General features: G+C 68.0%; 27 protein-coding genes and 1 pseudogene. 8 read left to right on the forward strand and 20 right to left on the reverse strand.

All coding sequences use genetic code 11. The features are described from left to right. Nucleotides 1-77: 77 nt before the first annotated feature. On the reverse strand, nt 78-1,760 hold the full coding sequence (locus J8403_RS06805) for an IS1182 family transposase (protein ID WP_211122351.1): 1,683 nt from the start codon (nt 1,758-1,760) through the stop codon (nt 78-80). A 300-nt stretch (nt 1,761-2,060) separates the two neighbouring features. Further along, a pseudogene (locus J8403_RS43245) lies at nt 2,061-2,228 on the reverse strand (IS1380 family transposase); the annotation flags it as partial. Between the two features lie 335 nt (nt 2,229-2,563). On the opposite strand from J8403_RS43245, the gene J8403_RS06810 reads away from it, so the two are divergent. From J8403_RS06810 to J8403_RS06835, 6 genes are all read left to right on the forward strand, one after another. Beyond that, a complete protein-coding gene (locus J8403_RS06810; protein ID WP_211122352.1) occupies nt 2,564-3,157 on the forward strand; it encodes a DUF4913 domain-containing protein in 594 nt (197 codons plus the stop codon). A gap of 1 nt (nt 3,158) precedes the next feature. Then, nucleotides 3,159-3,944, forward strand: coding sequence for a hypothetical protein (locus J8403_RS06815; protein ID WP_211122353.1), 786 nt, complete (start codon nt 3,159-3,161; stop codon nt 3,942-3,944). Next, the gene (locus J8403_RS06820) at nt 3,941-4,405 is read left to right on the forward strand and encodes a hypothetical protein (RefSeq protein WP_211122354.1); all 465 of its coding nucleotides are present in this window, start codon (nt 3,941-3,943) and stop codon (nt 4,403-4,405) included. The genes J8403_RS06815 and J8403_RS06820 overlap by 4 nt, the downstream gene beginning before the upstream one ends. 28 nt (nt 4,406-4,433) lie before the next feature. Further along, a complete protein-coding gene (locus J8403_RS06825; RefSeq protein ID WP_211122355.1) occupies nt 4,434-5,351 on the forward strand; it encodes an SPDY domain-containing protein in 918 nt (305 codons plus the stop codon). Nucleotides 5,352-5,368: 17 nt separating this feature from the next. After that, a complete protein-coding gene (locus J8403_RS06830; RefSeq protein ID WP_211122356.1) occupies nt 5,369-6,157 on the forward strand; it encodes a winged helix-turn-helix transcriptional regulator in 789 nt (262 codons plus the stop codon). Nucleotides 6,158-6,932: 775 nt separating this feature from the next. Continuing rightward, nucleotides 6,933-7,154: a hypothetical protein gene (locus J8403_RS06835; protein ID WP_211122357.1), complete on the forward strand. Its 222-nt coding sequence runs from the start codon at nt 6,933-6,935 to the stop codon at nt 7,152-7,154. Between the two features lie 669 nt (nt 7,155-7,823). Here the strand turns inward: J8403_RS06835 and J8403_RS06840 are convergent. From J8403_RS06840 to J8403_RS06880, 9 genes are all read right to left on the reverse strand, one after another. Beyond that, a complete protein-coding gene (locus tag J8403_RS06840; protein WP_246585730.1) occupies nt 7,824-8,231 on the reverse strand; it encodes a hypothetical protein in 408 nt (135 codons plus the stop codon). A 72-nt stretch (nt 8,232-8,303) separates the two neighbouring features. Then, entirely contained in the window at nt 8,304-10,031 is a 1,728-nt protein-coding gene (locus tag J8403_RS06845) for a relaxase/mobilization nuclease domain-containing protein (RefSeq protein WP_211122358.1), read from the reverse strand. Nucleotides 10,032-10,035: 4 nt separating this feature from the next. After that, nucleotides 10,036-10,662, reverse strand: a complete 627-nt coding sequence (locus J8403_RS06850; protein WP_246585731.1) for a plasmid mobilization protein — start codon at nt 10,660-10,662, stop codon at nt 10,036-10,038. After that, nucleotides 10,659-10,883 (reverse strand): hypothetical protein, encoded by a 225-nt coding sequence (locus J8403_RS06855; protein ID WP_211122359.1) that lies wholly within the window; start codon nt 10,881-10,883, stop codon nt 10,659-10,661. Before J8403_RS06855 ends, J8403_RS06850 begins: the two co-directional genes overlap by 4 nt. 136 nt (nt 10,884-11,019) lie before the next feature. Further along, nucleotides 11,020-11,907, reverse strand: coding sequence for a DUF2637 domain-containing protein (locus J8403_RS06860; RefSeq protein WP_211122360.1), 888 nt, complete (start codon nt 11,905-11,907; stop codon nt 11,020-11,022). After that, on the reverse strand, nt 11,904-12,455 hold the full coding sequence (locus J8403_RS06865; RefSeq protein WP_211122361.1) for a WhiB family transcriptional regulator: 552 nt from the start codon (nt 12,453-12,455) through the stop codon (nt 11,904-11,906). Before J8403_RS06865 ends, J8403_RS06860 begins: the two co-directional genes overlap by 4 nt. A gap of 77 nt (nt 12,456-12,532) precedes the next feature. Further along, complete coding sequence (locus tag J8403_RS06870; RefSeq protein WP_211122362.1) at nt 12,533-13,240, reverse strand: ATP-binding protein; 708 nt, start codon at nt 13,238-13,240, stop codon at nt 12,533-12,535. Continuing rightward, nucleotides 13,240-14,199, reverse strand: coding sequence for a hypothetical protein (locus J8403_RS06875; RefSeq protein WP_211122363.1), 960 nt, complete (start codon nt 14,197-14,199; stop codon nt 13,240-13,242). Before J8403_RS06875 ends, J8403_RS06870 begins: the two co-directional genes overlap by 1 nt. 2 nt (nt 14,200-14,201) lie before the next feature. Next, nucleotides 14,202-14,555, reverse strand: coding sequence for a hypothetical protein (locus J8403_RS06880; protein WP_246585732.1), 354 nt, complete (start codon nt 14,553-14,555; stop codon nt 14,202-14,204). Between the two features lie 629 nt (nt 14,556-15,184). Here J8403_RS06880 and J8403_RS06885 point away from each other — a divergent pair. After that, nucleotides 15,185-16,036 (forward strand): helix-turn-helix transcriptional regulator, encoded by an 852-nt coding sequence (locus tag J8403_RS06885; RefSeq protein WP_246585733.1) that lies wholly within the window; start codon nt 15,185-15,187, stop codon nt 16,034-16,036. Between the two features lie 21 nt (nt 16,037-16,057). Here the strand turns inward: J8403_RS06885 and J8403_RS06890 are convergent, their stop codons facing one another. From J8403_RS06890 to J8403_RS06905, 4 genes are all read right to left on the reverse strand, one after another. After that, nucleotides 16,058-16,948 (reverse strand): hypothetical protein, encoded by an 891-nt coding sequence (locus tag J8403_RS06890; protein WP_211122365.1) that lies wholly within the window; start codon nt 16,946-16,948, stop codon nt 16,058-16,060. 180 nt (nt 16,949-17,128) lie between these two features. Continuing rightward, nucleotides 17,129-18,304, reverse strand: a complete 1,176-nt coding sequence (locus J8403_RS06895; RefSeq protein ID WP_343245260.1) for an amidohydrolase family protein — start codon at nt 18,302-18,304, stop codon at nt 17,129-17,131. Between the two features lie 14 nt (nt 18,305-18,318). After that, nucleotides 18,319-19,443: an MAB_1171c family putative transporter gene (locus tag J8403_RS06900; protein ID WP_246585734.1), complete on the reverse strand. Its 1,125-nt coding sequence runs from the start codon at nt 19,441-19,443 to the stop codon at nt 18,319-18,321. 3 nt (nt 19,444-19,446) lie between these two features. After that, complete coding sequence (locus tag J8403_RS06905; protein ID WP_211122366.1) at nt 19,447-19,944, reverse strand: hypothetical protein; 498 nt, start codon at nt 19,942-19,944, stop codon at nt 19,447-19,449. 686 nt (nt 19,945-20,630) lie between these two features. Between J8403_RS06905 and J8403_RS06910 the strand changes: the two genes are divergently transcribed. Then, nucleotides 20,631-21,044 carry a pyridoxamine 5'-phosphate oxidase family protein gene (locus J8403_RS06910; RefSeq protein ID WP_211122367.1) on the forward strand — a complete coding sequence of 138 codons (414 nt, stop codon included), beginning with the start codon at nt 20,631-20,633 and terminating at the stop codon, nt 21,042-21,044. Nucleotides 21,045-21,188: 144 nt separating this feature from the next. On the opposite strand, the gene J8403_RS06915 is transcribed toward J8403_RS06910, so the two are convergent. From J8403_RS06915 to J8403_RS06935, 5 genes are all read right to left on the reverse strand, one after another. After that, nucleotides 21,189-21,458, reverse strand: coding sequence for a hypothetical protein (locus J8403_RS06915; RefSeq protein ID WP_211122368.1), 270 nt, complete (start codon nt 21,456-21,458; stop codon nt 21,189-21,191). A 963-nt stretch (nt 21,459-22,421) separates the two neighbouring features. After that, nucleotides 22,422-23,204, reverse strand: coding sequence for an aldo/keto reductase (locus J8403_RS06920; RefSeq protein WP_211122369.1), 783 nt, complete (start codon nt 23,202-23,204; stop codon nt 22,422-22,424). Next, nucleotides 23,201-23,800: an AAA family ATPase gene (locus J8403_RS06925; protein WP_246585735.1), complete on the reverse strand. Its 600-nt coding sequence runs from the start codon at nt 23,798-23,800 to the stop codon at nt 23,201-23,203. Before J8403_RS06925 ends, J8403_RS06920 begins: the two co-directional genes overlap by 4 nt. Beyond that, on the reverse strand, nt 23,797-24,399 hold the full coding sequence (locus J8403_RS06930) for a 3'-5' exonuclease (RefSeq protein WP_211122370.1): 603 nt from the start codon (nt 24,397-24,399) through the stop codon (nt 23,797-23,799). The genes J8403_RS06925 and J8403_RS06930 overlap by 4 nt, the downstream gene beginning before the upstream one ends. After that, nucleotides 24,396-25,580, reverse strand: coding sequence for a radical SAM protein (locus J8403_RS06935; protein ID WP_211122371.1), 1,185 nt, complete (start codon nt 25,578-25,580; stop codon nt 24,396-24,398). Before J8403_RS06935 ends, J8403_RS06930 begins: the two co-directional genes overlap by 4 nt.

Raw genomic sequence — 25,580 nt, forward strand, 5'->3', positions numbered from 1 at the left:
GCCAGGGTTGGACTCGGAGGTCGGTTTCCGGACCGGTCTCGGGCAAGGTGGTGGTCGCCACCTTGAAGACGTTCACCTCAGCCTGCGGGGTGGGTGGCGACGCGCCAGGACCGGGGCCGGGGGATGTGCTGCCAGTCGAGGAAGCCCTGGAGAGCGGTTGGGTTCCGGGGCTGCCGGGCGGATGTCGGCAGCAGGTGGACGGCGATGCGTTCGAGGTTGACCGCGATGGCGGTCAGAACGTGCTGGACGTGGGCCTTCTCTTCGCTGCGGTAGCGGCACTGGCGCATGCCGTGGCCGTTGACGAACTCGCTGATCGTGCTCTCGATGGCGGCCCGCAGTGAGTAGCGCGAGAGCCATTCCTGGGTCTGCTGCTCGGTCCGGGACTCGGACTGGATGTCGTAGAGCTCGCGCGGCAGGAAGGTGACCTTCCGGGCGTCGGTGCGCGTGCAGGCGGCCTTCACCGGGCACTGGCGGCAGTCGTCCGGGGAGAACTCGACATTGATGTAGGGCGCGAGGGACGGCGGTGTCGACCACCGGCGGCTCACCTTGTCCTGCGGACAGCTCACCTCTTTGGCATCCCAGTCGATGGCGAAGGCGTCGCGGTGGAACACGGTGCCCTTGCGGGACTGCCGGGTGCTCTTGGCCCGGACCGGTCCGACCAGGCCGACACCGTGCTCGCGGGCAACCCGCTGCTTGAGCGCGACGGAGAGGTAGCCGCCATCGACGAAGTGCTCCTTCGACAGCAGGTTCCTTTGATCGAGGCTGGCCATGATGCCGGGAAGGGCCTTGGTGTCGTGGACGGCGGCCTTGGTGGTGGTCACGTCGGTGATCACGCTCGGAGCATCGGGGTCACAGGTCTCGGTGACGTGCGCCAGGAAGCCCTTCCAGCGGGTCTCGCCGCGGCGCGCGTAGCGGGCACTCACGTCGTAGGGCGAGACGATGGCGACGGCCGAGGGTGGCAGGCCGGCGCCCTCTGCCTCCCGCCACTTCGGGCGGTCCTGGGCGTCGATGAAGTAGTTCTGCACGAAGATCTGGCGAAGAGCCTGGACCTGCTCACCGTCGCGGAGGGCGGGCAGGTAGCGGTGGACGTAGCGCAGGAGCAGACGGACGTCCTCGCCGGTGTCCTTGATCCGGGTCTTGGGCTTGGAGGGGTTCTTCCCCAGTCGGGCCGCGCGGCCGTAGCGCTTGCCCCAGTCCTCTGTCACCAGACCGACCAGCTCGTGCGGCGCCCGGCGGGCGAGTTCCTCCAGGGTGGCGCGCATCGCCTCGGTGACCAGTTCCAGGCGGGTCAGGTCCCGCACCGCGGCCAGGACGTGGGTGGAGTCGGTGCGCTGTAGGCCGCGTTCCCGGACCAGCCCGACGGCCCTGATCTTCTCCAGCGCGAGGTCCAGCAGCTTGTCGGCCCGGCCCTCCTCGGCCAGGCGCTCACGGAAGTCCGCGAGAACGCTGTGGTGGAAGCCGGGGTCCTCCAGCTCCATGCCCATCGCATATTTGAAGTCGATGCGGTTCCGCACCGACTCGGCGGCCTGCCGGTCGGACAGCTCCAGCAGGAACTGCAGGACCGACACAGTCGCCAACTGGGCAGGTGACAGGCCCGGCTTGCCGTCCCGCGGATACCACTCCTCGAAGTCCTCGTCGCTCCACAGGCCGTTGAGATGGTCACGGATGGCCATAGCCGTGGTGCCCCTGGGGTTGCTCGCACGAGCGACTCGCACCGTCAGCTCGGGAATCACGCAGCCGGTACGGGGGCGAACACACATCTCGGGTCCTCCGGAATCGCGGGACGCCAACCGTCCCACCCGCACACATCTCCGAACCCGAGATTCCCGGCACGGCCACCACGAACGAGTGCACGCCATCGACACGTCAGCCACTCCAGTCACGTGGACAACGGCCGACACGAACGAAGCGTTCGCCTAACGGTCACCAATGCATCGCTGCGGCCCTCAGGGGCTCGCCAGCCTAATTGCGAAGCTCTGATCAGGGGAAACGCATCGCGTCACCAGCACGTTGACCACGCTGAACGACTCCGATTTTCAAGATCCCCGACAGCGTCACGCACTGAGCGCGGCGGAGTATGCGGCGGTCAACCCGGTGGCATCGGCGAGATCCGCCAGCAGCCGTGCCCCGACATGACCGACCACCCCCGAACCATCGGCGCTGACATGGATCTTGGGACGCAACCCGATACCCTGCACGTAGAAAGTGCCCTCCGCCTGGACCGACAGAACCCCTCAGCAAGGTTCATCGTCCCAGGTCAGGAAGGCACTTTCGCGTTTCCGCCGCAACAGCTGCCGCACCCAAGCGAAACAGCGAGGCTAAGCGATGGTGGGGGTGACCGGCCGCCAGACAGGGGCTCGACCGCCCGCCCAGCTGACAGCGCTGGGCAACGGCGTCGTCCCGCAACAGGCCACCCAGACATTACGCATCCTCGCCCCGCCCGAGCCGTCCCCACCGCCTATACCGGGGACGGCTCCTTCTATACCTTGCTTCCCGGCCGGACCAAACCGCTGTTTCTCCGGATCGTCGACGCCCCCAACTACCCGAATAAGGAGGGGCATCGATGTCGGAGTCCGCTGACGAGAGCGAGCCGGTGCGGATACCGGACCACAACCTGGACGACGTGGTCGCCACGGTCGGCGCGCTCGTAGCCCAGAGCCGGAGGCAAGCCGAGACCCTCGACCGGCTCACCGACGAGCAGCCCGCCCAGAAGGGCGGGGAGGAGAACGGGGTCGGCCCAGAAGCCACCTCAGCGCCAAGCACTGCGGACGACTCCGAGGGGCTGTCCTCACCGTTCATTCTTGCGCTCGAAGGCCGCACGTACGCCCAGGAGTTGTCCGCGCTCGCCACCTGGGTGCACGACCTGTTGCTGCCCGTGTACGGGCGTGAGATCACCTCCAGCCGCCCCTGGTGTCAGCGATGGATCGAGCACCCTGAGGCCGTGGCCCGCCTGCACGGACTGTGGCTGGCCTGGCAGCAGTACACGGACGCCGAGGCCGGCCTCGGTGGTCCTTCGATGTGGCACCGCGACCACCTCGACCCCGCCCTGCTCCAGCTACGCGCGCCTGATGGCCCGTTTGGTGCCTGCACGACCAGTTCCACGCGGCCGAACCACCGTCTCCTGTCCGCCCCCGAGCCTGCCGACGACGAAGGCTGACGTGGCTGCTCCTGACTACCGCATCGACGGCTTCGAGGCAGCCTCCGACCGTGTCCAGGACGATTTCGAAACCGTGACACTGTGCGACGACATGTACGCGGGCCTGGCCGCGCACCATACCGTCAATGGGCGGGAGAGCTTCCTGCTGTTTTACGACGGCGCTGCCGTGTGGGACGTTCCTGGCACCGCCGAGTACATCGGCATGCACATCGAGCGCGACCTGGACGAGCGAACTTTCACCTTCGAGGTCAGCCGCCAGCCCACCGTCCCGCTCGCACAGAACTGGCTCATCACCCGCGGGTGTCCGCCCGAGGGAATTGAGCCGGATCGCTCTGTGGGTCCGCGTCCGGCCGACGCGTTGACCGCCCGGCTAGAGGACCAGCTGCGCTACAACGCAGAGGGCAGGTACACGCTGCTGGACCAGTACACCCACAACCCCGGCACCTTCCAGGGGGGTGTAGCGGTCAGCATCCTTCTGTACGACGCCCATCCCGACGCGATGGAAAAGCCCTACCGGCTGTTCCTCGAAGAGACCGGCCCGTCGTTCGAGACCTACACCGTGCGCGAAGGTGCCTTCCCCACTGCTGAAGCCGCTGACGAGTGGCTCAACACGCGAGATACGCCGCTGCCGCTCGCCCCCGAGCTGCCAGGAGCGCTCGGGCGCCTGGCCGCTGCTGCGCGGGGTCGGAGCATCACCGCTGTCACGCCCAGCCCGAGTCCGGACGCGCCGGAGACAGCACCAGCGCCCGCTCCGGGCGGGGCCCGTACGAGGGGCGGGCGCGCGTGAGTGCCCGGTACGCCTTCGCCGCCCACCCCGAGGCGCTCGCCGACTTGCGGAATGTTCCGGAGAGCATTCGAGACCTGGCGTTGTTGGAGTTGCAGCACTTGGTGCACGGCAACGAGCGCGGTGCCGCGCTCAAGAGGGAACTCGCGGACTGCCACAAGGTCTACGTCGACCCCCAAACCCGCTGGAGGATGGTCATCCAGTACCGAGATGCCCCCGCTTCCTCCCAACACAAACGGGAGATCTACCTGCTGACCGTGGGGGAACGGCAGGACCACGCCGCTTACCGCACCGCCGCCCACCGCCTGGAACGCGAACGCCAGCGCATGGATGCCACCCCGCACGTCCTTCGGGCCCACGCCGCACGGGCTCGCTCCGCCCACTCCGGACGCCCCCGCTCCGAAGCGGCGACACCGGCGCCGGAGAACGGCGCGCCCTCGCAGCGCCCTCGACGTGTGCGCTGACCGACACATCCGAAGAGGAACATTTCTCATGTCTGACGAGCCAGTCGACGAGCACTGGTGCGACTACTACGTAACCCCGCGTTACCTCGCCGGATCCAGCTACGTCGGCGATCCCGGCTTCGCCCCTGTCAACCACTGGCCTCATCACTCCTTTGACAATGGCCCGTGCCAGCTGATGGTCACCTCACCGGACCACCGGATCCGCATCGGCTGGTACGGCGACGACTACATCCTGTGGAAGATCACCGCCGCCGTGGACGGGGTCTCGGCGCCCCGATGGGAAGCAACCTTCGATCACACCTTTCCGCCCGAGATCGTCGCGGGGCTCACCACCGCTCTGGCACACGACTGGGGCCCGAACGGCGACCGCTTCCTGGCACGGCCATCGGTGTACTGGGCCGACAGTGTCGAACCCCTGCTGGATACCGGGTGGGAACGCGGTGCGGCCGAGCGTGGCACGGTTGAACTCCTCGCGCCCGACCATCAGGCGGGAGCCTTGATCGATACCCGCAGCTACGGCCGGGACGACGAGACCGTGACGCTGTGGGCAGGCCCGCCGGGCTGGGCCAGCCGCGCGGAGGCGCACTTCACCGCAGATACCCCGAGTCACCTTATCGCGGCCACCGCCGCTGCCATGAGCGATCCCGCCCCCGTCGTGCGGGAGAGGCACATGCTCCACCAGGACGTCGAGCATCTCGTCCAGCTCGAACTCACGAAGGACGAGACGCCATCGGTCTCGCGAGTGCCCACCCCGTTGGACGCGAGGAGGGCTGCCGTCACCGCCGCCGTTCACCGGGCCGCGCACAGCCACCACGGCGCGGGGTGGGCCCACGCCGCCCGCATCCGCACCGCCCATGCCCGACCACAGCCGAACGCGACGCCCGTCGCCCCGGCCCGTGCCGGCACCGAGGCACTTACTCGTACGGCAGCCCGCCCTCGGCGCTGAACTTCGGGAGAAACACCATGCTGCACCCGACCATCCCTACGTCCGACACGGACCGGATCTGCCACGCTGTCGGGGTCCTCGCTCCACGGTGGACCTCATGGACGCTGGAGACGCTCCACGAGCACGGGCCCATGCGGGCGCACCAACTGACAGCCACCATGCCGTGGCTGAACGCGACCACCACCCGCCAGGTTCTGATGCGCATGCAGTCCAGCGGGCTGCTCACCAAGCCTGATCGCGGCTGCTACACAGCCTCGCCCCTCGGCCAGGACGCACGTCCCGCCCACCGCGCCCTCGCTTCCTGGCACGCGCGGCACTTCGAGGTGGGCGCTACGTCGCGGAAGCGGGCCGACCGAGTCGAGGACGCGCTGGCCCGGCTACGCGGCAAAGGCACCATCGAGGTGCTCACCGCACTGGAGCAGAACGGTCCGCTGCGGCCGACCGACCTGCGCCAGACCACCCACCTGGCGACCGGGTCCTTCCACTACCGCATGCGGCAGGTCCTCGAGGACGGTCTCGTCACCCGACTCGGCCCAGGCCAGCACTTTGCCTACACCCTCACCCAAACCGGGCGGAGTCTGGCTCCGGTATACGTCGAGCTGCACGATTTCGGCCGCCGCATCCGGTCAGCCGACGTCGCGGCGACGGCCAACCAGTGGTCGGCCGAGACGAGTCGGGCTCGGGCAGCCCGGCAGCGCACTGCCTCCGCTCCCGCAGTGACGGGGCTGTTTTCGCACCCGCCTGAGCCGCAGCCGCGCGTGCCAGCCCACATCGTCGCGCTCTCCCATCCCTCGCGGACCCGGTGAGCAGCACGCTCAGTCACAGAAGCCCCGCCCACAACGGCGCCCGCCACAACCCGTCGCGGCTGTGCGCGGGCGTTCGTACCCCACCGCACCGTGCGGAACGTCCGTCACTCGTCCCCCGCGCACGTTCCCCGTCGGCGGCACCGGAGGCTGAGGCCGATCGAGGACCTGGGCCAGCTCGTCGACTGTCAGCTCGATCCGCCCTCCGTCAGCCGCGCGGGCTCGTCCCACGGAGGCCGCGTTTAGATCGTCGGCGCTCTCGCCGAACCGGCGCTGCTCGTCTGCGTCCACGTGTGTTGCGCCCCTCCGACATTGGTCGTCCCGAGGGTCAGTCCGCGGGGCGACCGCTTCATTCCTCCATGAGAAGTCCATCTGCTCTTCCACCCGGCAAGTTCGCCTGCGGCAGACAGAAACCCCTCCCACGGACTGGAATGACGCTCCGAGTCCAAGTCAATATACGGACACCGCGGAAACCACAGGTCAAGGAAGGATTCCTCGTGACGTCCACGGCGCCGACAGGCGCCGCGCCTGGAGCACCACCTTCGGCCACGACATCCCGACCCAGGCCGTCACCAGGGTTCCTAGCCGCGCTCATCGCCTATCCCAGCCGCCGATGCGACTGCATGTGACGTCCCGCTCATTGCCTCGCGGGCCCGCCCGTACCACGTCACTCCAGCATAGGAACTCCACCACACCGCCAGCAGCATCTGCGCGTCGAGCACAAGGACACCACCGGTCACTCATCCCTGACCCAACACACCATCGGAGGTATTCGTTCATGCCCCATGCCCTGACGGTCGGTCAACTGCGCCACCAGTTGGAGACCCTCGATCACGACCTGCCGGTCTACCTCGCGATCAACCCCGACTGGCCTTACGCCCACCGCATCGGCGAGGTCGTGGCGCTTACCGAGGGACACCCGGGCGCGGTCTACATCGCGGAGGACGGCCAGGCCGGCGTTCTCCCGCCCGCCGTTCGATCGGAACTGGCCTGGCCATGAGCACGCCCGGCGCCCGTGGTGCGGCCACTCTCCCGCGTCACAGGCCCCTACACCCCCTGCCAACCGCTGAACCAAGGAGGAGCCCGTGAACGCCATACTCGGCAAGACCGTGCCCGGTCACTCCGAACGCTGCATACGTGCAGGACCAAGCGCCTGTCCGGAGGGCTACACCTCTCTCGCCGACCTCGCCCCGCATCCCATGCCTGCATGGGATGCGGGGCGCGCTCGTCCCACACGCTCCGGACGACTCGAACGCACCGATCCCGGCGACCTGGCTTCGAGACGGAGCCGGACGTGCTTCTGACGGCGTCGTCCTGCTCAGCTGGTATTCGATGCTCGACGGCACTACGGGCGTGTTCGCCCCCGCCTCGGTCTGGCCAACGCGGAAGTCACGCTGGCCATCTGGCCAAGACTCCATGGGGACCGGGTCCGCATCGTCCATCCCACCCTCCATGAGGTCCTCGGACTTCATGCGGCGATGTCCGTGGCGAAGGACGCTCTCCATCTCGCCAATCATCTGCTCGATCCTGGCTGACACCCGCCTCGCCATGAGGGCTGCCTCCCACCGGGGGCAACCCTCATGGCGTTTACGCAGTTTGGGACCCTCCTCCAACACGTCTGGGCCGCCGCAGCGGCCGGAACCGGGGGGAGAGGTCTCTCCGACCTCCGTCAGCCCCAGGTGCCGGCATCGAGGGCGTCGGGCAGGTAGGTGCCCGCCATGGTGCCGTCGTGTCCGGTGTCACGGGCGACGGCATCAAGGCTGGGGTACTTCTGCCCGGGGTCGCCGATCATGAGGTCGAAGTCGGCACGGGTGAGTTCGGGCTCGTGCCACTGGTGCGCGCAGCGGCAGCGGAGGAAGACACGGCCGGGGACATCGCAGATGACCATCCAATCGCGGCGGGCACCGCACTGAAGGCACATCACGGTGATGCCACTGATGGCGATGGGGTCGACGTGGGTGGTGACGCGGATCCGGGAGGTGTCCGGTTCGGCTTCGGCTTGCAGCCGCAGCAGCGGGTCGTCCCCGGGCAGCATCCCCGGTACAACGACTCTGGGCCGCGGGTTATTGGTGGTCACGCTTATCGTTCTCCTCATACTCCTTTGACCAGCCGTAACAGGCGATGCCGGCGGCGTCCAGGGCCTTGCGCTTCAGTAACGGTGACGGTGTTCGGGCTGAGCAGGATTCCGGGGCAGTGTGGCGGTAGGCGGCCGTGCGGTTCGCGGCTGCTGCTTCGCGGCCTTGGCGGTGCGTGGGCGCGGTTGATGTGCAGGGAGGTTGCTGAGGCGGCGCACGCGCCAGACGAGGACGTCGGTGACGCTCTCGGCGGTGTCCAGCTCGCGCTGGGACACTGCGTTTCGCAGAAGGAAGCGAGGGCTGTGCCCCGCGCGCTGTGCCTGGTCGAGAGTGGCGAGCAGGGCGTCGAAGCCGCGTTCGGAGCGTAGGTAGTCGACCTGCCCGGGGAGGACAGCTTCGACCGTGTCGACGTGGCGGTTCCGGGTGGGCTCGGGAAGGCGCCGTCCGTGGTCGCGCATCGCACGCATCGGTGACGACGCGGCAGTGCGGTAGGCAGTACGCAGATGCTGCGCGGCCTGGTGCGCAGCGGCGGCCTGCTGAGCGTGCTGCCGAGCGGCGTGCCAGCGAGCAGCCGCGACGGTGGCCAGCACGAGGGCGGACAGCAGCATCGCGGTGGCACCGCCGTCTTCGCCACGCCCCAAGGCGTTTCCTGCGCGGACAATGCCGCGGGCGGCCGAGCGGACGGCGCGGTTATTCGCGCGTTCGGCGCGGGAATGCCATCGGGTGGCGCGCTCGAAGACGCAGGCCGCTTCGGTGGTCTGCTGCCGGGTGGCGGCCGGAGAGGTCTGGGCGACGGCATCGAGGACTTCGCCGAGGCCGGAGATCTGCGCGACAGCCTCGGCTTCGTCTCCGTCAGCGAGAACGGAGACAGTGTGGTGGATAACGCCAGTAGCCTCGCGACGGGCGCGTGCCGGTGTTGCGCCGCCGGTATGCGGGCTCACCCTTAGCCAGTCATCTGCTTCATCGTCGGTGCGGAGGCGTTGGCGGATCTTGGGGAGGGAGAGGTCGGGGGCGAGGCGGGAGCCGGAGAACCAGATCGGTTCGCCGTCGCGGTTGCGGTCACCGGGCAGTGCGACCTTGTATCCGAGAACGTCGCCGGAGGGCGCCAGCCGCCGGTCAATGCGCACTCCGGCTTCCGACAGGCGGCGGAAGAACTCAGTTTCGTCCTCGGCGCCGGCCACGGCCTGGCGGACGTGGTCGCGCAGGAGTTCGCGGGAGGTGGAGGTGCGGCCTTGCCGTTCTGCCTTGGCTCGCTCGGCGCTGGTAGCCCGCTTCGCTGCGGTGCCGTCTCCGGAGTTCAGCTGCTGGAGCCCGAAGTCGGCTTCGATCCTTCGGCATTCCGCCTGTGCACGGGGCATGTCGTTGTGCCGACGTGGGGAACGTCCGTCCTGGCGGATGAGGGTGGCGACAATGTGGATGTGGTCATCCGCGTGGCGGACGGCGATCCAGCGACACGCTTGGGCGTCACCGTATTCGGCGACGCCGGTGGCATGGACGACGCGGCGGGCGACTTCGGCCCACTCGGCGTCGCTCAGGTGCCGGTCGCCGGGTGCGGTGCGCACGGGACAGTGCCACACGTGCCGTCGGGGGCGGCGACCCTGCGGTCGGGCATGGACAGGCAGGTCGAGCCGGTCGGTCAGTTGCTTGAGCGTGGCCTCCGGGTCCCGGCCGGGGTCGGGGGCCAGCTCGGGTGTCCAGGAGGCGACCAGGTGCGGGTCGATGTGCTCGTCCCGTCGACCAGGCCCGTAGAGGTAGGCGAGCAACCCATACGTGCGGCCGCCGGTGGAGATGTCGGGTACCACGCGGTCAGCGCCTCGCGATCTCGACGGCGGCGGCTTCGACACGGGCGGCGGCCCGCAGGACGCGAGCGATGGCGTCTTCGGCGTACGGGGCCTCGCCGCCCGAGTTCAGCGTGCGGGCGACTTGGTTGAGGTTGTTACCGACGCGAGCGAGCTGGGCCGAGGCATTCATAAGCTTCTCGACGACGGTGCGCTGGTCCATCAACCAGGTGTGCGGGCCTTCCTGGGCACGGGCGACGGCGACTGCGGCATCTGCGAGGAACCCGGCGACCCGCAGGCCTACGGAGGAGGCGGCACGTTGGATGTCGGCGAGTTCGTCGGTGGTCAGGCGAACGCTGCGCACGCGATCGCGCTGCTGGGACTGGCGCAGGCGCGGACGTGTGCGCGGCTCGACGACGGTGCGCGGCGCGTCCCCCTCCCCCAGCTGCGGCCCACCCTCGGTCCCAGCCTCGAGGTCCGGCGCCCCCTGGTGCCGAGCCTCCCCCGCGCCTCCGAAGGCCGGGGCAGGCCCTTGCGAAACTTCCTCGGCGGCTTGCCCGGCGAGGGAGTTTCGCAAGGTATAGCTTGCTCGGCCTCGTGCCGGTTGGTCGTTCAGGTGTCCCTGGCGAGGGGTGGCCGGGTCGTTCGGCTTCATCGGGGGCTTCCCCCGGCTTCGAGGCGGATGTCTCGGAGGATCTCGATGATGTAGTCGTAGGCGAGGATCGGGTGGTGGAACGTGTGGGGCACGCTCGTCGGTGTGCGCTGCACCGTCCAAGCGCCTGCGGGGCCGGGGTCGGCGCGGTGCAGATGGCCGTGGGCACTAAGGACATCGATCCACACATCGATCTCGTCGGGGGTGGGTGGCGTTGTACGCACGGGGGTTCTCCTGCGCAGAGGAAGTAGTGGTTCGAGGCCGGGACCGGGGCGGACACCCCGTGGCCGGTGACCGGGGTGACCCGGTGACCGGGGCCCGAAGTAGTCCTTCGGGGTGTCCGCCGGTGGGTACGAGCGGTCAGCCAGTGGGACGGAGTGTCCGGTTGTCCGCCTCGGTGCGGAGCTGCTGCATCAGCTCGGTCAGCCGGTCATTGGACAGTGGGTGCCCCTGTCCGCGGATGGCTTCGGCGACCACTTTGCGGGTCAGCTTTCCGGCTTCGGTCACCGCTCGGCGGGCGATCGGCAGCAGCTCGTTCGCCTCACTGGCGGCCGTCCGGCAGTCCGTCTCAGCGTCGGTGGAGTCGGTATCAGTGGTCTTGTCCGGAGCTGGTTCCTCCGGGGCGGGCGTCCGGGTCGGAGCGGAGTGACCCCGTCTGGTGTCCGGTCCACCGGCGAGGTCAGCCCCCTGGCCCGGGACAGTGTCCTGGCCGTTCGGGGTGGCTCGGCCAGGCCGGGTGTCCGGGACAGCAGTGACTCGCTCGGTGCGGACAGCCGCGGTATCCGAGGAGACCGCCGTTTCCGGGTGGCCAGGCTGCACAGAGCGGCGGGCGATGAGGATGTAGAGGTGGACGGCTCCGGCCAAGGCGAGCGGGGCGAGGGTGGAAAGCACACCGACCGTGGCGTCCCCCAGCCGGAGACCACCCTCGCTGGGCTGGTCATTGAGGCGAACAGCGTGCAGAGCATTCGCCCAGATGCTGGCCGCCGTGGCGGTGCCGAAGAGCATCCACACATAGCAGCGGGCCCCCAAGGAAGCGCTGCGCATCACCAGCACCGCGCGCACCCCGTACCCGATGAACCCGTCAATCACGAAGGGGAAGAGGTAAGTCAGCAGCCCCCGGATGTGAATGGCGACGGCCATCTGCTGCAGCGCGTCGTATGAGAGGGCGCATCCGGCACCGCCGAGGGTGACGATGGCGGCGCGGTCCCAGCCGGTGATGCGTACGGGTATCGCGTCGTTGTCGGTCACGCGGCCGTCCCGAGTTCGTCGCGGCTCGTCCGGGCGGCGGTCACGTTCTGGTCGTTCTTCTTACGGTCGACCGAGCGGTTCCGGATCTCGCGGCGGACCTGGCGGTACAGCTTCTCGGCGTGCTCCTCGCTGATCTTTAGCAGCCAGGCGACGCGTTCGGCCGGGGTGCCGGCCTGGTAGGCGGCGCGGGTGACCGCTCGGCGCTCGGCATCGGTGAGGTGGATGTCGCGCCCGGCGAGGGTGGCATTGACGCGGGCGTAGTCGAGGCGGCGGTGGAGATTGCGGTGCAGTGGCTCGCGTTCCTCCTCCGTCATCCCGGCCCGGATGCCGTTGCGATCACCAGCCTCCAGCGCGGCATCCAGGCAGGTCTGCTTGACCGGGCACTGCTCGCAGAGGGCCTTGGCCGCGCGGATGCGGTCCATCTCGTCTGGCTCGGGGAAGAAGATCTCCGGGTCGACGAGGTTGTCGGGGGTGGAGAGGCAGGCGGCGTGGCTGTGCCAGGTGAAGTCCCCGAGGGTGCGAGGCTCGGCGGTCTGGGTGTGGTGCATGAGTGGTCTCCGATGTGCCCCGGGCGCATACGGGCAGGCGGGTGCCCAGGGTGGTGCGCGTGGCGTACAGGTGGCCGTCAGACGGCGGCGAGGCGGCGACGCTCAGCCGCGATGAGCCTTCTACGGTCCGGCCCGTCGAGGATGACCTTGTCGGTCATCTCGGTCAGCCGAGAGGCGACACGGTCGCCGATGTGGGCGCGCAGATCGGCCATCCCGAGGTTGGTCGTGACCAGGGTCGGGAGCATCTCGGTGTAGCGGCGGTCGATCAGCCGCGTCGTAATCTCCTCGGTCCACTCGCTGGCCTTCGCGGCGCCGAGGTCGTCGATGATCAGCAGTGGGCAGCGGGCCAGGTCATGCAGTTCGCGCTCACCGTCGCTTCCCTGGCGGGGCCGGAGTTCGGCGTAGAGGTCGGCTGCGGTGGTTGCCTTCCACCGCAGCCGAACACCGGCGGCCAGCAGCGACCGGACTGCGCCGTACGCCTGGTGGGTCTTGCCGGTGCCGGTGGTGCCGACGATCAGCAGTGACCGGCCCTGTGCTATGCCCGGGGAGCCCTGCGGGCCCCGGCGCCCGGCGGCGGCGACTTCGCGCACCCAGGCGGCGACGACAGGGTGGTCGGCGACGGCGTCTTGGTAGCGGGCGGGGATGCGGGCTTGGGCCGCCTCCAGAGCCGGGCTTGGCTCGTTCTCGTCGGACACCGGCGTGCTGGGGTCGATACCTCGGGCCTTGAGGATGCCGGTCAAACGACGGGCGATGCCGCCGATGGGCTGGGCGTCGGTATCGCGCATCACAGCTCCTCGGCGTAGGCGACGGCAGGGTCGGAGGGGTTGGCCCAGGCCCGGTGACCGCGCACGGTAGGCCCGGATCCCGGCTGCGCCAAGCCATCCGTGTGGCTGGTGGCGTTCATCGCCTCGTGGACCAGACTCGGCAGCGTGCTCGGGTGCAATCCCTTGACCCGGTGGCGGGCCAGCCCAGCCCGGATGTGCTCAGGTGCGATGCCTTCGGCCAAGAGCTTGGCGACCTCACGTCCGAGGTGGCCGAGCACCCCGTTGGGCGGGCGATGGGCGCAGGAGGCGGCGTACTCGCCGATGAGCTGCTGGGTGGAGACGGACTCCGGTGCGGGGGCGCTTGCGCTCCCCGAAGGGGAAGATCCCAGATCCATGTTCCTAGGTCCTAGATCCGGACCATGAAGTTTCACGGAGGACTCACTGCTTCCTCCGTGAAACTTCCCTGAGCTCTCGTGGACTTCCTCGTGACCTGCATTTTCGTGGTTTGCGGAGGACTCCCGGCACGCTCCGTGAGGACTCACTGAGTCCTCACGGCGTCCTCCGTGAGCCTTCCGTGAACGTTCATGGAGGGCTCCCGGAGTCTGTGCCGCATACTGCGGGGCGGGCTGCTCAGTGTCGTGGACGGGGCAGCCAGGGTGGCGGATGCCGCTGGGCCGGTTGATCTTCTGGTGCTGCTGGAAGGTGACGATGTGCAGGTACCGCTTGCCGTCCTCGCCCTCATAGCGGCAGATCAACCCGGCAGCGGCCAGTTGAGTTAGGTCGTCTTCCACGTCGACCGGCCCGTGCTCGGGGCGCAGGGGCCACAGAAGACCCGTGATGACGGCCGGCTGGTCCCGGAACCGACCTTGGTCATCGCATTGGGTCAACAAGCCGAGGAATGTCCGCTCCGCGGCGACAGTGACCTCGGCAAGCGACTCGGAGGCGAAGAGTTCAGGCTTGATCGTGCGAATCCGGGCCATGCTCAGCACCTCCCGGCGGCGACAGCGTGCTGCTCGGCTGTGGGCCGCAGCTCACCGGTAACCAAGTCGAGGTCGTGCGGCTCATTCCAGTCCAGCCCGGGATAGGTGCGCATCACCCAGCGGGCGGCGGTCATGCGCAACGTCCGGGTCAGAGGCAGGAGGTTGCCCTGCGCGTCATAGGCGCGGGCGTGAGGGCTCGGCCAAGTCCGGTCGGGCTGATGCTGGGTGACGCGGATGGTGCGCGCACCGGGCACCTTGTCCCTCAGCAGGTGGGCGAGGCGCTGCTGGCAAGTCTCGGGGCGATTGGTCTTGGCAGGCAGGACGGCGGACGCCCTTCCGCGGGCGTAGTCGGGCATGCGATAATCCCTCGCTCGTAGGTGGGGAGGGACGGCCGCTCTCGTCGAAAAGGTCAGCCGAACCGCCCCAGTTATGAATCCGTGCCCCTTCGGGGGTGGCGGCCCCTGGCGCCCGGAAGCTGCTACTTCCAGGCGCCGGGCTTGTTTCCCTCCGGTGCACTCGGTGTACTTGGCCCTCCTCGCGGACGTTGCCCCGGCGGCTCTCGCCGGGGGACCAGCAACATATGCGCAGGTCGGCCAACACTCCAGCCGTTAGAGGGGGTTAGTCCACGCCGACTCCGACCCAACACATCCCCGATCGATTGACGCAAGGCGCAGGGCAAGCACATCCAGCAGCAGGACGCATCCCCCTCCCGGCTGCGATCACCTCGGCCGAGACTCCGCGGTGCCGAATCGCCCCACATGAGCCCCGCCCACGGCGACAGCAGGAGGAACGGTGTGCCCGCCCCATGGAGTCCACGAGGCGAGCACAGCCGATACGAAACGCGGGGTGCGGACCACCCTGTTTTTCGCTAACCTGAAGCTATTCCGATCCAGCGATAAAGTCAACGTACCGACATTCATTCAGTTCAGAGCAAAAACGAGGTCCGATGCCTGCCCGCCACTTCGATAGAGGCCGCCTGCGTACGGTGCGCCGAGCTGCGGAGCTGTCGCAGAGCGACGTCGCGGCTGGTGTCGGCGTCGCCACGTCCTCCGTGGCCGGCTGGGAAGCGGACAATCCGACCACGCCGGACCCGGAAAAGCTCCCCGCCCTGGCCCGCGTCCTCGGGCGGGACTTGGACGATCTCTTCCCCCGCACCGGACTGCCGGACCTCGCGGACCTGCGCTGTGATGCGGGCCTGTACCAGTACGAGACGAGCGCGATCCTAGGGACCAAGAGCGCTGGACCTGTCCGGGGCGCCGAGCGAGGAGAACGACGGCTCAAGGAGCGGTACGTATCGCCGCTCGCAGCCGCCTACGGCGTGAGCGAAGAAGAGCTGCTTCGCGCCCAGGAGAGGTCGATCGCCAAGACGCAAGAGCTGCCGGACGCCGGCCAGTCAGGCGAAAGCCAGGCCGACGCTGATAGACCGCCCGGCTCTCTCTCGGAGAAGATCACCCTCCTGCTGGAGCGTTCGTTCCCCGGCCAGCAGCAGCCCCCCTCGGACGCGGAGATCGCCGAAGCTGTGAACATACACGCCGGAGCAGAGGTCACCTCGGAAGAAGATGTCCGCAACCTCCGGACCGGTCAGCAGGAGGACGCTGCTCCGTTGGTCCGGGAAGGACTCGCCGCCTTCTTCGGCGTCTCGCCGATGTACTTCCAGCCCGACGATGCCGTGGCACAGCAGGTGTATGAGGGGTTGCGGCTCCTGTCCGCCTCGCGGCGGGGCGCTGTGGGTCGAGTGCGCGCCCGCGGCGGAAACCAGGGGCTTCCGGCCGACGTGATGTCGATCGTCAACGACCTGGTGGACGAGTTGGAGCAGAGAGATTCCCGCTCCAAGTAGGCGTTACGCCCGACATACAGGTCAGTCGGCTGGACTGATCGGGCGCTGAGTTTCCTCCAGCTCTCGCGCAAAGCCCAGGGCGTTCATGAAGGCAACCAGGGCATTAGCCATGGTGTACTGAGTGGGGCCGACAGCATGCGCAGTGGCGTGCCGGTTGTACTCCCGCGGCACCGGAGGACCGAAGTAGTTGGCCCAGGCCGCATGCAGGCAGGTGTGGAGACAGTACGCCCGAAACTTGCTGATCGTCGCTGCCATGCTGGCCGGTGGCATCTTCTCTTTGGCAGTCCTGTACTCGAACTCGCCGTACTTGTTCTGGAGGGACGGGTCCGCCCGAACGAGGGCGCGGATCGTGGTGTCCCAGACGGAAGTGGCCAACGCCTGTGCGGCGGCAGGGCGGCCATCCCCGAGAAGGTCAAGGCACTCCCGTAGGTACTCTCTCGGGTAGGCCAGGTCCTGACGCCTGATGCTGGCCAGCACGTGCTGGCCATGCTCCAGTATCTGGTCGACGTGCCCGACGAGGACCGTTCGGCGGCGGGCCGGGGCCGACTCGGCGCACAGTACCCGAATCACCTCAGCCGGGGGCACCCATACCAGGGGGATGCCGTCTTCCATGACGGTCAGCATGGCGGCATGGTCGAGGGTTGCACGTCGCCAGTTCTCCGGCTCGTACTGTTCCAGCTGCTCGATGAGCTTCTGTGAGTCCGCCAGCTGCCTCGCGACTTGGAAGGCTTCGTTACGTTGGAGGCTGAATCCCAGCCCCAAGCGCCGGAGGTCCGGCTCGGAGAACGGCGCAGGCCCAGCGCGGAAGCGTTCACTCAATGCCGCTGATGCCACAGCGCGACGAACCTGGTCCAGCCAAGGCGAGTCAGCGAAGAGGCCGCCGAGGAGTCGAGCACGGAAGGCTGGCGTCATCCAGGAGGCATACGGGTTCCTGAAGGGCACCCGCCTCACCCCATACTGGCCGAGGGACTTCTCAGGGCCCCCTTCATCTTCGCCCTCATTCGGTTCCGACCGATCGTCCGTCATCGTGCGTTCACCCCGAATCGCGCAGCTTGGTGCTGGAGGGATCCTCTGGGGTAACCCGCGCCGGGCTTACCCCCGTTCATGCCTGCGGCCGGCGCTGACGACGGTCGGGACCCGCTGCAATGCATCGAGCTCCTCAAGCGGATCACCGTCGACGAGGAGGAGGTCGGCCCGGAAGCCCGGGGCGACGCGTCCTGTCACCTCACCGCGCCCGAGCGCCTCGGCAGCCCGGCGGGTGGCCATGTCGAGGATGGTGCTGTTCGGGATGCCGAGGTGTGCGTAGAAGGTCAGCGCGCCGGGCAATCCATCGAAGCCGGTGCGCTGGACCCCAGCATCGGTCCCGATGATCACGTTTGCTCCGGCCTCGGCCATCTGCCGCACCTGGCCGAACATCAAAGCCGCGCGCTCCTCGCCGAAGACCTTGGGCAGCATGCGCCAATGAGGGCTCACGGTCACACTGACCGCGATGTTCCGGTCGATGATGCGCTGGAGGACATCGCGGCGGAGGTCGAAGCCGGTCTCGGTCATCCAGGTGCAGTGTTCGAGGGTGTCGACCCCGGCGTCGACGGCTTCGGTGATGGCCTCCGTTCCGTGGGCGTGCGCCGCGACCGGCAGCCCGGCGGAGTGCGCCTCATCGACCAGGGCGCGTAGTTCCTCGCGGGAGAACTGGCTCTGCCAACTGCGTGGGCCGTCCTTGGTGAGCCCTCCCCCGCTGGTCATGACCTTGATGACGGCGGCACCGGCGGCGACATTACGCCGGACCAGAGCGCGGACCTCGGTCTCGCCGGAGACCTCTCCGCCGAGGAAGTAACAGTGACCACCCGGCGGGGTCGCCGGAGTGCCGGCTGCAAGAATGCGCGGGCCGGACACGCTGCCCGTCTCGATCTCTCGGGCAACACGGAAGGCAAGTCCATTGCGGTCCCCCAAGTCGCGAGCCGTCGTCACGCCAGTGTGCAGCAGCCGCTCGGCGCGCTGCCGCATCTGGCCGAGAAGCTCCTCGTCAGTAGCCGTCAGGACGGCGACAGGGTCGGGGCTCCCGTCGAAGATCAAGTGAACGTGGGTATCAATGAGGCCGGGCATGACCGTGCCAGAGAAGGGGACGTGCTCGGCGTCCGGTGGTGCCTGCCGACTGACCTCTTCCCTAGGGCCTACAGCGACGATCGTTTCGCCAACAGTGAGAACGGCGCCGTCCTCCAAGTAGGTGCCCGAGTCCACTAGGACTCGGTCTGCGGTGATGAGCATCATCTGATTCTCCTCGATCAGGAGGACTGCGAGTGGGAGGAACTGAGCGCCTCTGAGACGGCGACCAGCTGCCGGACGTCGGAATCCTGATCGGCGCCGTGAGACAGGGCCAGCGGAATGACGCGGCGAGGTACCGAAGCGCCTTGCCCGACCTGCTCGACGGCGTGCCGAAGCCTGTCGGCCAGCTCGTCGGGGGCGAAATCGAGAAGGGCGCCTTCGTCCTCCTGCCCGACCAGGTACGGGCTGATGTCGACGAGTCCGTCTCGGCATTCGACGATGCGACGGTAGTAGCGTCGATGCGTGCCCCGAGCCCGGCGTGTTTCACGCGGGTCATCGGAGGACGGCTTAAGGATGTTGTCGGGGTACGCCTCGGCCAGCAGCTGCCACAGTGGAGCCAGACGACGGTAGTCCCGGCGGTGCCGGAGCCACAGGCGCGCGGAGGTGATCCGGGTACGAACGGCGGGATAGGTGATGCCCACTACGAACAACAGGATCGCCACCGCGAGGCAGAAGGCGACCACGGCCATCAGCTGGTGTGACACCGTTCCTCCGGCCCAACGGATGAGGACCATGACGGCGCGGACTAGGCAGGCGGCGGCCATCGCAAGCATTCCTACGGCGGCCATCCACAACCCTGTCGAGTGCGGTCGGCTCGACTGGCGGGCGCACAGCCGAGTCCACCTGCCCGCGACCGTCATCGCGTATGTGGGGTACGCGCCGGCGAGACCATAGAAGACCGCGACCTGGGGAATGGTCATGTCCGCCGTGCTGAAAGAACCGATGAAGACATCGTGCGGGACAGTCGCAGCATCCGCGATCAGCAGCGCAGCGACCACAAGGACGACACCTGCTTCCCTGCGCGCCCGGCGTCCGCCGGCCCTTTCGTCGGCGGAGTACAAGTAGAAGCACAAGAGGAAATAGGCCGTGCCCAGCAGTAGCACGTTCTGCGCGAGCTTCGCCGTCCCGTGGTCGGCGATGAGCGAGACCTTCGACGTGGCGGGCATCGCCAGAGGGTAGGAGGCGACTGCGGTCACCAGGCACAGCGTCACCGACCGCAACGGCGCGTCCTTGGGGTGCCGCGCGAACTGGTAGAACTTCCAGGCAGCAACCGCGACGGGTACGAAAAGCAGCAGACCGAACACGTGCTATCGCCAGCCGCGCTGGTCGCCCACGACCGACTGCACCCTACGTAGCGAGGGGTCGTCCGACAAGGGTGTGGCCCCTTCCACAGAGGACCACTCCAGCAGCGAGGTGGCTGCCGCCTCAACGGCGCACTCCTCTTCGGATTCGTACGAGCAGCGCTGCGCTACCCGGCGGATCATCTCCGACTCGAACACCGGAATCAGACCCGACCAGGTCTCGACAGCGTCTTCGAGCTCCTCTTCGTCGTCCGTGTCATCGGCGACGAGGATGTGGCCCAGTTCGTGGAGGATGATGTGGTCCTGGTGCAGGCGCGTCGTCTCCGCTTGGTAGACGATCACATCCCGCCGGGACGTCTCGACCCACAGTCCCGAGGGCCCAGGCGCCGTCAGCTGCTTGGCCTGCAACTCGATGGGGCGCCCGCGCTTCTGCCCGAGCGCATGGCACAAACGGTGCACGTCGATCGGCGGGTGTATTGCGAGATCGCGAAGTTCATGACGCATCCGCTGAAGGAGCTTGGCCTCAGCGGTCGGAGACCCCTGCTGGCGCCGAGCTCTGCGCCAGCTCGTTCCCGCACCCCGAAGGTAGGCCATGCCTCCAGCAATGTCGCGACCACTCTTCCCCGATCGCATTCGAGTCCCTTCCGTACCAGCCGAGCTGCTCCCTTTGGGAGCCAGGCGAGCTACCCCGCCTAGTTGCGAACCGCACTCACGCAGAGCGCGGTCATCAGGGGCACGTCGGAACGCGCCGCCAGAGCGGCTTGGACGGGGTCATGGACTCCCTCCCAAACCCCCGATGGGCACCCATGATCGCTAACGCGAACAAGCAACGACGCCCCACCGGATACACGCGCGGGGCGTCTGGCACCACACCCCGGACGATACGTGATGCACACACGGGAGCGAGGCTTGATAGCAACGCCCTGCACCATCCCTCGTCGGGCGACACGAGCGGCAAAAAGCACAAACACAACAGTTCATTATTGAACTACGCCCATGCGCTGGCACTTCAGTCGCAGCACAGATCCACTTCGACAGAGCAGGAAAGAGAAGGAACGTTATCTTTTCGAGACCTCTCCGAGTAGGTGAGATGCCGAGCCTTGCATAGCCCCCGGACGCGCCGATGGGCGATATGCATGCATGGTCACTTTAAGCCGGATCAGGTAGATACAGGAGCTACCCTTTCAGTCATGCCCAAGGTGCTCCACGACCAAGGCCACGACTACCTGAAGTTCTGGAACGAATACCATCTGTGCACACTGACTACGCTGCGACCTGACGGACGTCCGCATGTTGTACCGGTGGGTGTCACCATCGATGCGGATTCAGGAGTGGCACGAGTTATCACCCGCAAAGGAAGCAGGAAGGTCGCCAACATCCTGGCCGCGCAGTCCAGCCAGGCACGCGTTGCCCTCTGTCAGGTGGACAGAGGGCGCTGGGCGACTCTGGAAGGGACAGCAGAAGTCCTTACCGACCCCGACGCCGTCGACGATGCCGTCCAGCGGTACGGCGCCCGGTACGGGCGCACCCCGGCTCCGGATCCGGAGCGCGTCGTGATCGAGGTCACGATCGAGCGAGCAATGGGCCGAGCGACGTTGCCATAGGCGACAGCTCGGGCCAGCCCCACCACCTTGAGGATCACATCAACCACAGCGGATGAAGGTTGGTGCTGGCGTCCTGGGATACCAGCACCAAGCCCCCAGGTTGTGTCGGGACCCGGTGTCTCTCGCCCGTGGGCGCGTCCGCGCTCAGTCCGCCAGGGCGCGTCGTGCAGCATCGACCTTCCGATCGATGCTCTTCTTTGCCGCGGCCAGCTCCTTGGCGTGGTTTGCCACCGCCCGCTCCTGGTACTCCCGATTCACGCTGAACCAGATGCCGACCACGTTCTCTTTGGCGCGGCGCTGCTGGTCGGCAACCGCGGTCCGGAGTTCGGTCTCGGTGGGTTTCTTGCCCTTGCGCCATCGCGAATCGGCGAGGGCAGCGAGCGGGTCGGGATACGCGTAACCTCGCTCGTCCATGCATGCGGACCACCAGTCGAACGCCTCACGCTTGGCGCCGCTGTTCCGTGAATCTTCCAACGTGCTGACCTTGAGCGATGTGGCGAGCTCCGAGTCCCCGAGATCTCCCCTTCGGCTGCCTGTGAGTTGATGCAGTGCTTCTCCTACGCATCCGCGATCTTGGACTCTTCGGCCACCTGACGTGCGCCCGCCGGGACCAAACTCTGTCTGAGAGTCACGCATTCCTCGCGCAACGAGCGACCACTCGGGGTTCGAATATGCGGACTGGTCACTGTTGGCAGTGGGCTGAGGCGTTGTTGTTCTTGAGTTTCGAGTCACGAACCACCAGCCGGTGCCTCCTGCCGAGGCTGGCCCGTGACCGGTCTCCACGGCCCCGCTGCTCGCGCTGGCCCGCGTTCATAGACCCTCACCATTGGATTCCCAGTGGGCTGGAGCCGGTAAGCCTGGTTGACTCGGTGCGGCTCACGATTCCGGCTTCGAGATAGGCCATCTTCCCATCAGCGAGAGCCTTGAGCCCGGCTAGGACCCGTGCTCGGGCCAGGGCGGGGAGAGCTGCGGCGGCTTGCGCGGTGGGGAGCGCCAGCAGGTCCGCTCGTCCGTCGCGGTAGGTGAGACAAGCTGCGTCGGCGCGGGTGAGGGGCTTGGCAGCTACGACATGGGTGAAGATCTGTCGGCGCCGCATCTGAACCCAGTCAACGGCGACCCGTCGAAGGACGGGTATGCCGCCCGGCGCTCCCAGGAGGACATTTTGGGCGGCCTGCTCCGGGGCCTGCCCGTTGTGAACAGGACCCGACGGCACGAGCAGGTCGCCGCGTAGTTCGGCGACGAGTAGGTGGGTAGTCCCGATGGGCACGAGTAAGGACACTCCTGCCACCGGCGGCCGCCAGTTCTTGTAAGGAGCTGATTTCCGTGTGTGGCGTTGACGAACGAGGGGAACCGCGTTGGTCGGCCTGAGTGTTCGCGTCATAACCGCGTGCCCGTCACGACGGTGACGAGTTGGCGGAGGTGTTCCGGAGAGCTGGTGCTGGGGATGGGTGCGACGTGGTTCCCGAGGCGAAGCAGCCAGTTGAGGGCTGCGTCGATATGCCCCTGCCGTGCGAGAGTGCCGGCGTCGAGGGGCCGGTAGGGCACGTAGGGGATGGAGAGGTCGCGGCAGAGTTCGAGTGCGGTGTCGTGTCGGTCTCCGCTCATGTTGAGGACGTTCTGCACGGCGGCGACGGTGGTGTCATTGGTGACGGTACGGATCTGCTCGGGCGTGACCTTCGACAGACCGATGTGCCCGATCTTACCCTCGTCCTTCAGGGCTTGGAGGGTGCCGATCTGGTCCGCGACAGGCACCTCGGGGTCGATGCGGTGGAGGTAGCAGAGTTCGAGCCGGTCCACGCCCAGTCGCCGTAGGCTCGCTTCGACACATGCGCGCAGGTAGACGGGGTGGCCGTGCGGAACCCAGGTGTCCGGGGCGGGGCGTGCCAGGCCCACTTTGGTCGCGATCAGTACGTGCTCGGGGTACGGGTGTAAGGCATCGTGGATGAGGTGTTCGACCGTGTGGGGCCCGTAGGCGTCCGCGGTGTCGATGTGCGTGATGCCGTAGGCGTGGACGGCCTGGCGGAGCACGGAGAACGCGGTGGCCCGGTCAGCTGGATCGCCCCAGATGCCGGGGCCGGTCAGGCGCATCGTGCCGAAGCCGAGCCGGGAGACGGTCTTCCCGGCGAGGGTGATGGTGCCCGCGGGCGGCGTGACGGTCATACGGCGGCCTCCTGGAGGCAGAGCTGAAGGGCGCGTTCGATGGCGCGGGCCTGGCTTTCGTGGTCGCTGGTGACGCGCTGGTGCGGGATCCCGTCCTCGGCCAAGAGGCCGTGGACGTGGCGGTCGACCAGGAGGCGGTAGCGGTGGTCGTAGTCGTGGCTGGGGTCGACGGGTACATCCGGGTCGAGCACGGTCGCCAGGAGGAGGTCGTACTTCGGCGCCTGCGTCGAGGCGAGGAGCCGCAGGCGTTCCCTCTCCAGCCGGTGGGCGTGCTCGCCGCGGTCCTCAAGGGCCGCGTGGTAATACGCGAGGGCGTCGAAGGAGGCGCGGTCGACGAGGACGACGTCGGCGCCTTGTGCTGCGGCGGCGATGTCGTCGGCGATGCCCTGCGTGATGATCCACTCGGTGGAGGCCGCGGTGTGGTGCTGCATTTTCGGCAGGCCGATGGCGGCGGCGCGTTTGGCGAGTCGGCCTGTGCGGGCCACGGTGAGCCCGTGGCCGCGCAGTTCCATCTGGATCCGCTTGAGCAGTGTCGTCTTGCCGGTGGAGTGGGTGCCGAGCACGCCGATACGGATGGGCGTCTGCTGGTGGGTCACCACAGGGCGGGGTCCTCTTCTGGTTCGGGGGCGCCTGGCAGGCCGGGCGGCACGGCCGCGGCGAGGAGCTGGTCCCAGGTGTCGTAGTGGCTGGCCATGGCGATGAGGAGCTGTGCGGTGGCGTAGGCGTCGTAGGTGGCACGGTGCCGCTGGGCGGGAGCGGCCGTGAGGTCCGGCGCGGTGTGCTTGATCAGGGCGTCGAGGCTGTAGCCGGACAGGTCCTTGTAGGTGGCCTTGGCCAGGCGGAGGGTGTCGAGGACTCCAGCCGGTTCCCAGTTGGGCAGGTGGGCCTTGAGCACTCGGTAGTCCGTGTGGGCGTTGTGGGCGCAGATCCACGCCGTGCCCAGGAGTCCGTGGACCTGGTCGGCGATCTCCCTCCACGTAGGGGATTGCGCCAGGAGTCCGTTGGTCAGGCCGTGGATGCCGGCGGCGCGGGGGGTGACGGGCCGGGGCGGGCGGATGAGCCACGCCCCAGCCGTGCTGGTGTCCGGCCCGCCGTCGCGAACGGGAAGGGCGGCCACCTCGACCAGGTCGGGCGGGTTGGCGCCGTTGCCTTCGACGTCCACGACGAACAGGGCGGGCCAGATGGCGAAGTTCATGGTGCGGGCGTTCCGTTCTCCGCCGGCCAGCCGATGGGGGCACGGCCGTGCCGGCGGTAGTGATGAGGCTTCTCGCGGTCGTGGCACTGGTAGCCATAGCCGTGCTGGAGGTAGTAGCGCGGCGGCTCGTCCAGACCCTCCACGATGATGGCCCGGTCAGTGATCTCAACGGGCCCCGTCGTGCCAAGGGCTCGGGCGCTTTCGGTGACGTCCGCGAGGTCGGGTTTGTCCCAGGCCGCGTGGCACAGCGCGAGCTGCTTTTCCGGACAGATGTCGCACAGCTCGCGGACGCCGTAGTGGCCGTTGTAGTCGGCCTCGCCGTGGGCGTAGGCCACGCCGCAGCTCGTCTTGCGGAACAGTGCTCCCCACGGGGCGGAGACGTCCTCGAGGCTGCGGAAGGCATCGAGCACCCGCCCCTCGGCCACCTCGGGCAGGATCTTGCGCCGGGCGGTGTCCTCGTACGGCACGGGCAGCCCGTGCGCCTGGTAGTAGGCGGCGATCTCCTGGCGGAAGAACAGGCCGGTGAAGACCGTGGCGTGCGCGTGCCGGGACAGCTCGCGCGCCCGCTCCAGATGGGCGTCGGAGTCGTTGAGACCGGGGACGACCGGCCGCCAGTACAGGATGGTGCGGTACCGCTCGGCGTGCTCGTAGAGGGTGCGCAGGCTCTCGGCGGCGATCTGGGAGTCCACCGGCTCGATGGCCTCGTGGTCGATGCCGGAATGGGTGACCAGCACGGTCAGACGCAGGTTCTTGAAGCTGTTGAGGACCGCGCAGTCCTGCGGGGAGACGCGCCAGCGGGTGATGACCAGGACATGGTTGGTCAGGCCCCGATCGTCCAGGTGCCGCAGCACGGTGAACAGGTGCGGTTTGACGGCAGGCAGCATGGGGTCGGTCGCCCGGTTCAGGAGCTGGAGCGGCGTGGTGTGCGGCCGGAAGTACGGGTGCTCGACGAGAGCGGTGACCGCCGCCTCGTCGCTCATCAGTCGGCGGGGGACCTTCATCTCGAAGTTGTCGAAGGTGTGCCGGATGCAGTATCCGCAGTCCAGCGGGCAGCCGATGATCCAGTTCAGGGAGAGGCCTGACTTGCGGTACTCGATCACCTCCGCCAGGGCGGGCTTCAGCTCTCCGATCCTTTCCGTGGGGAGGATCGGTAAGGGGCGTTGCTGGTACGGCTCGCTCAT

The organism is Streptomyces yatensis, from assembly GCF_018069625.1.
In the GTDB taxonomy this organism is placed as follows: domain Bacteria; phylum Actinomycetota; class Actinomycetes; order Streptomycetales; family Streptomycetaceae; genus Streptomyces; species Streptomyces yatensis.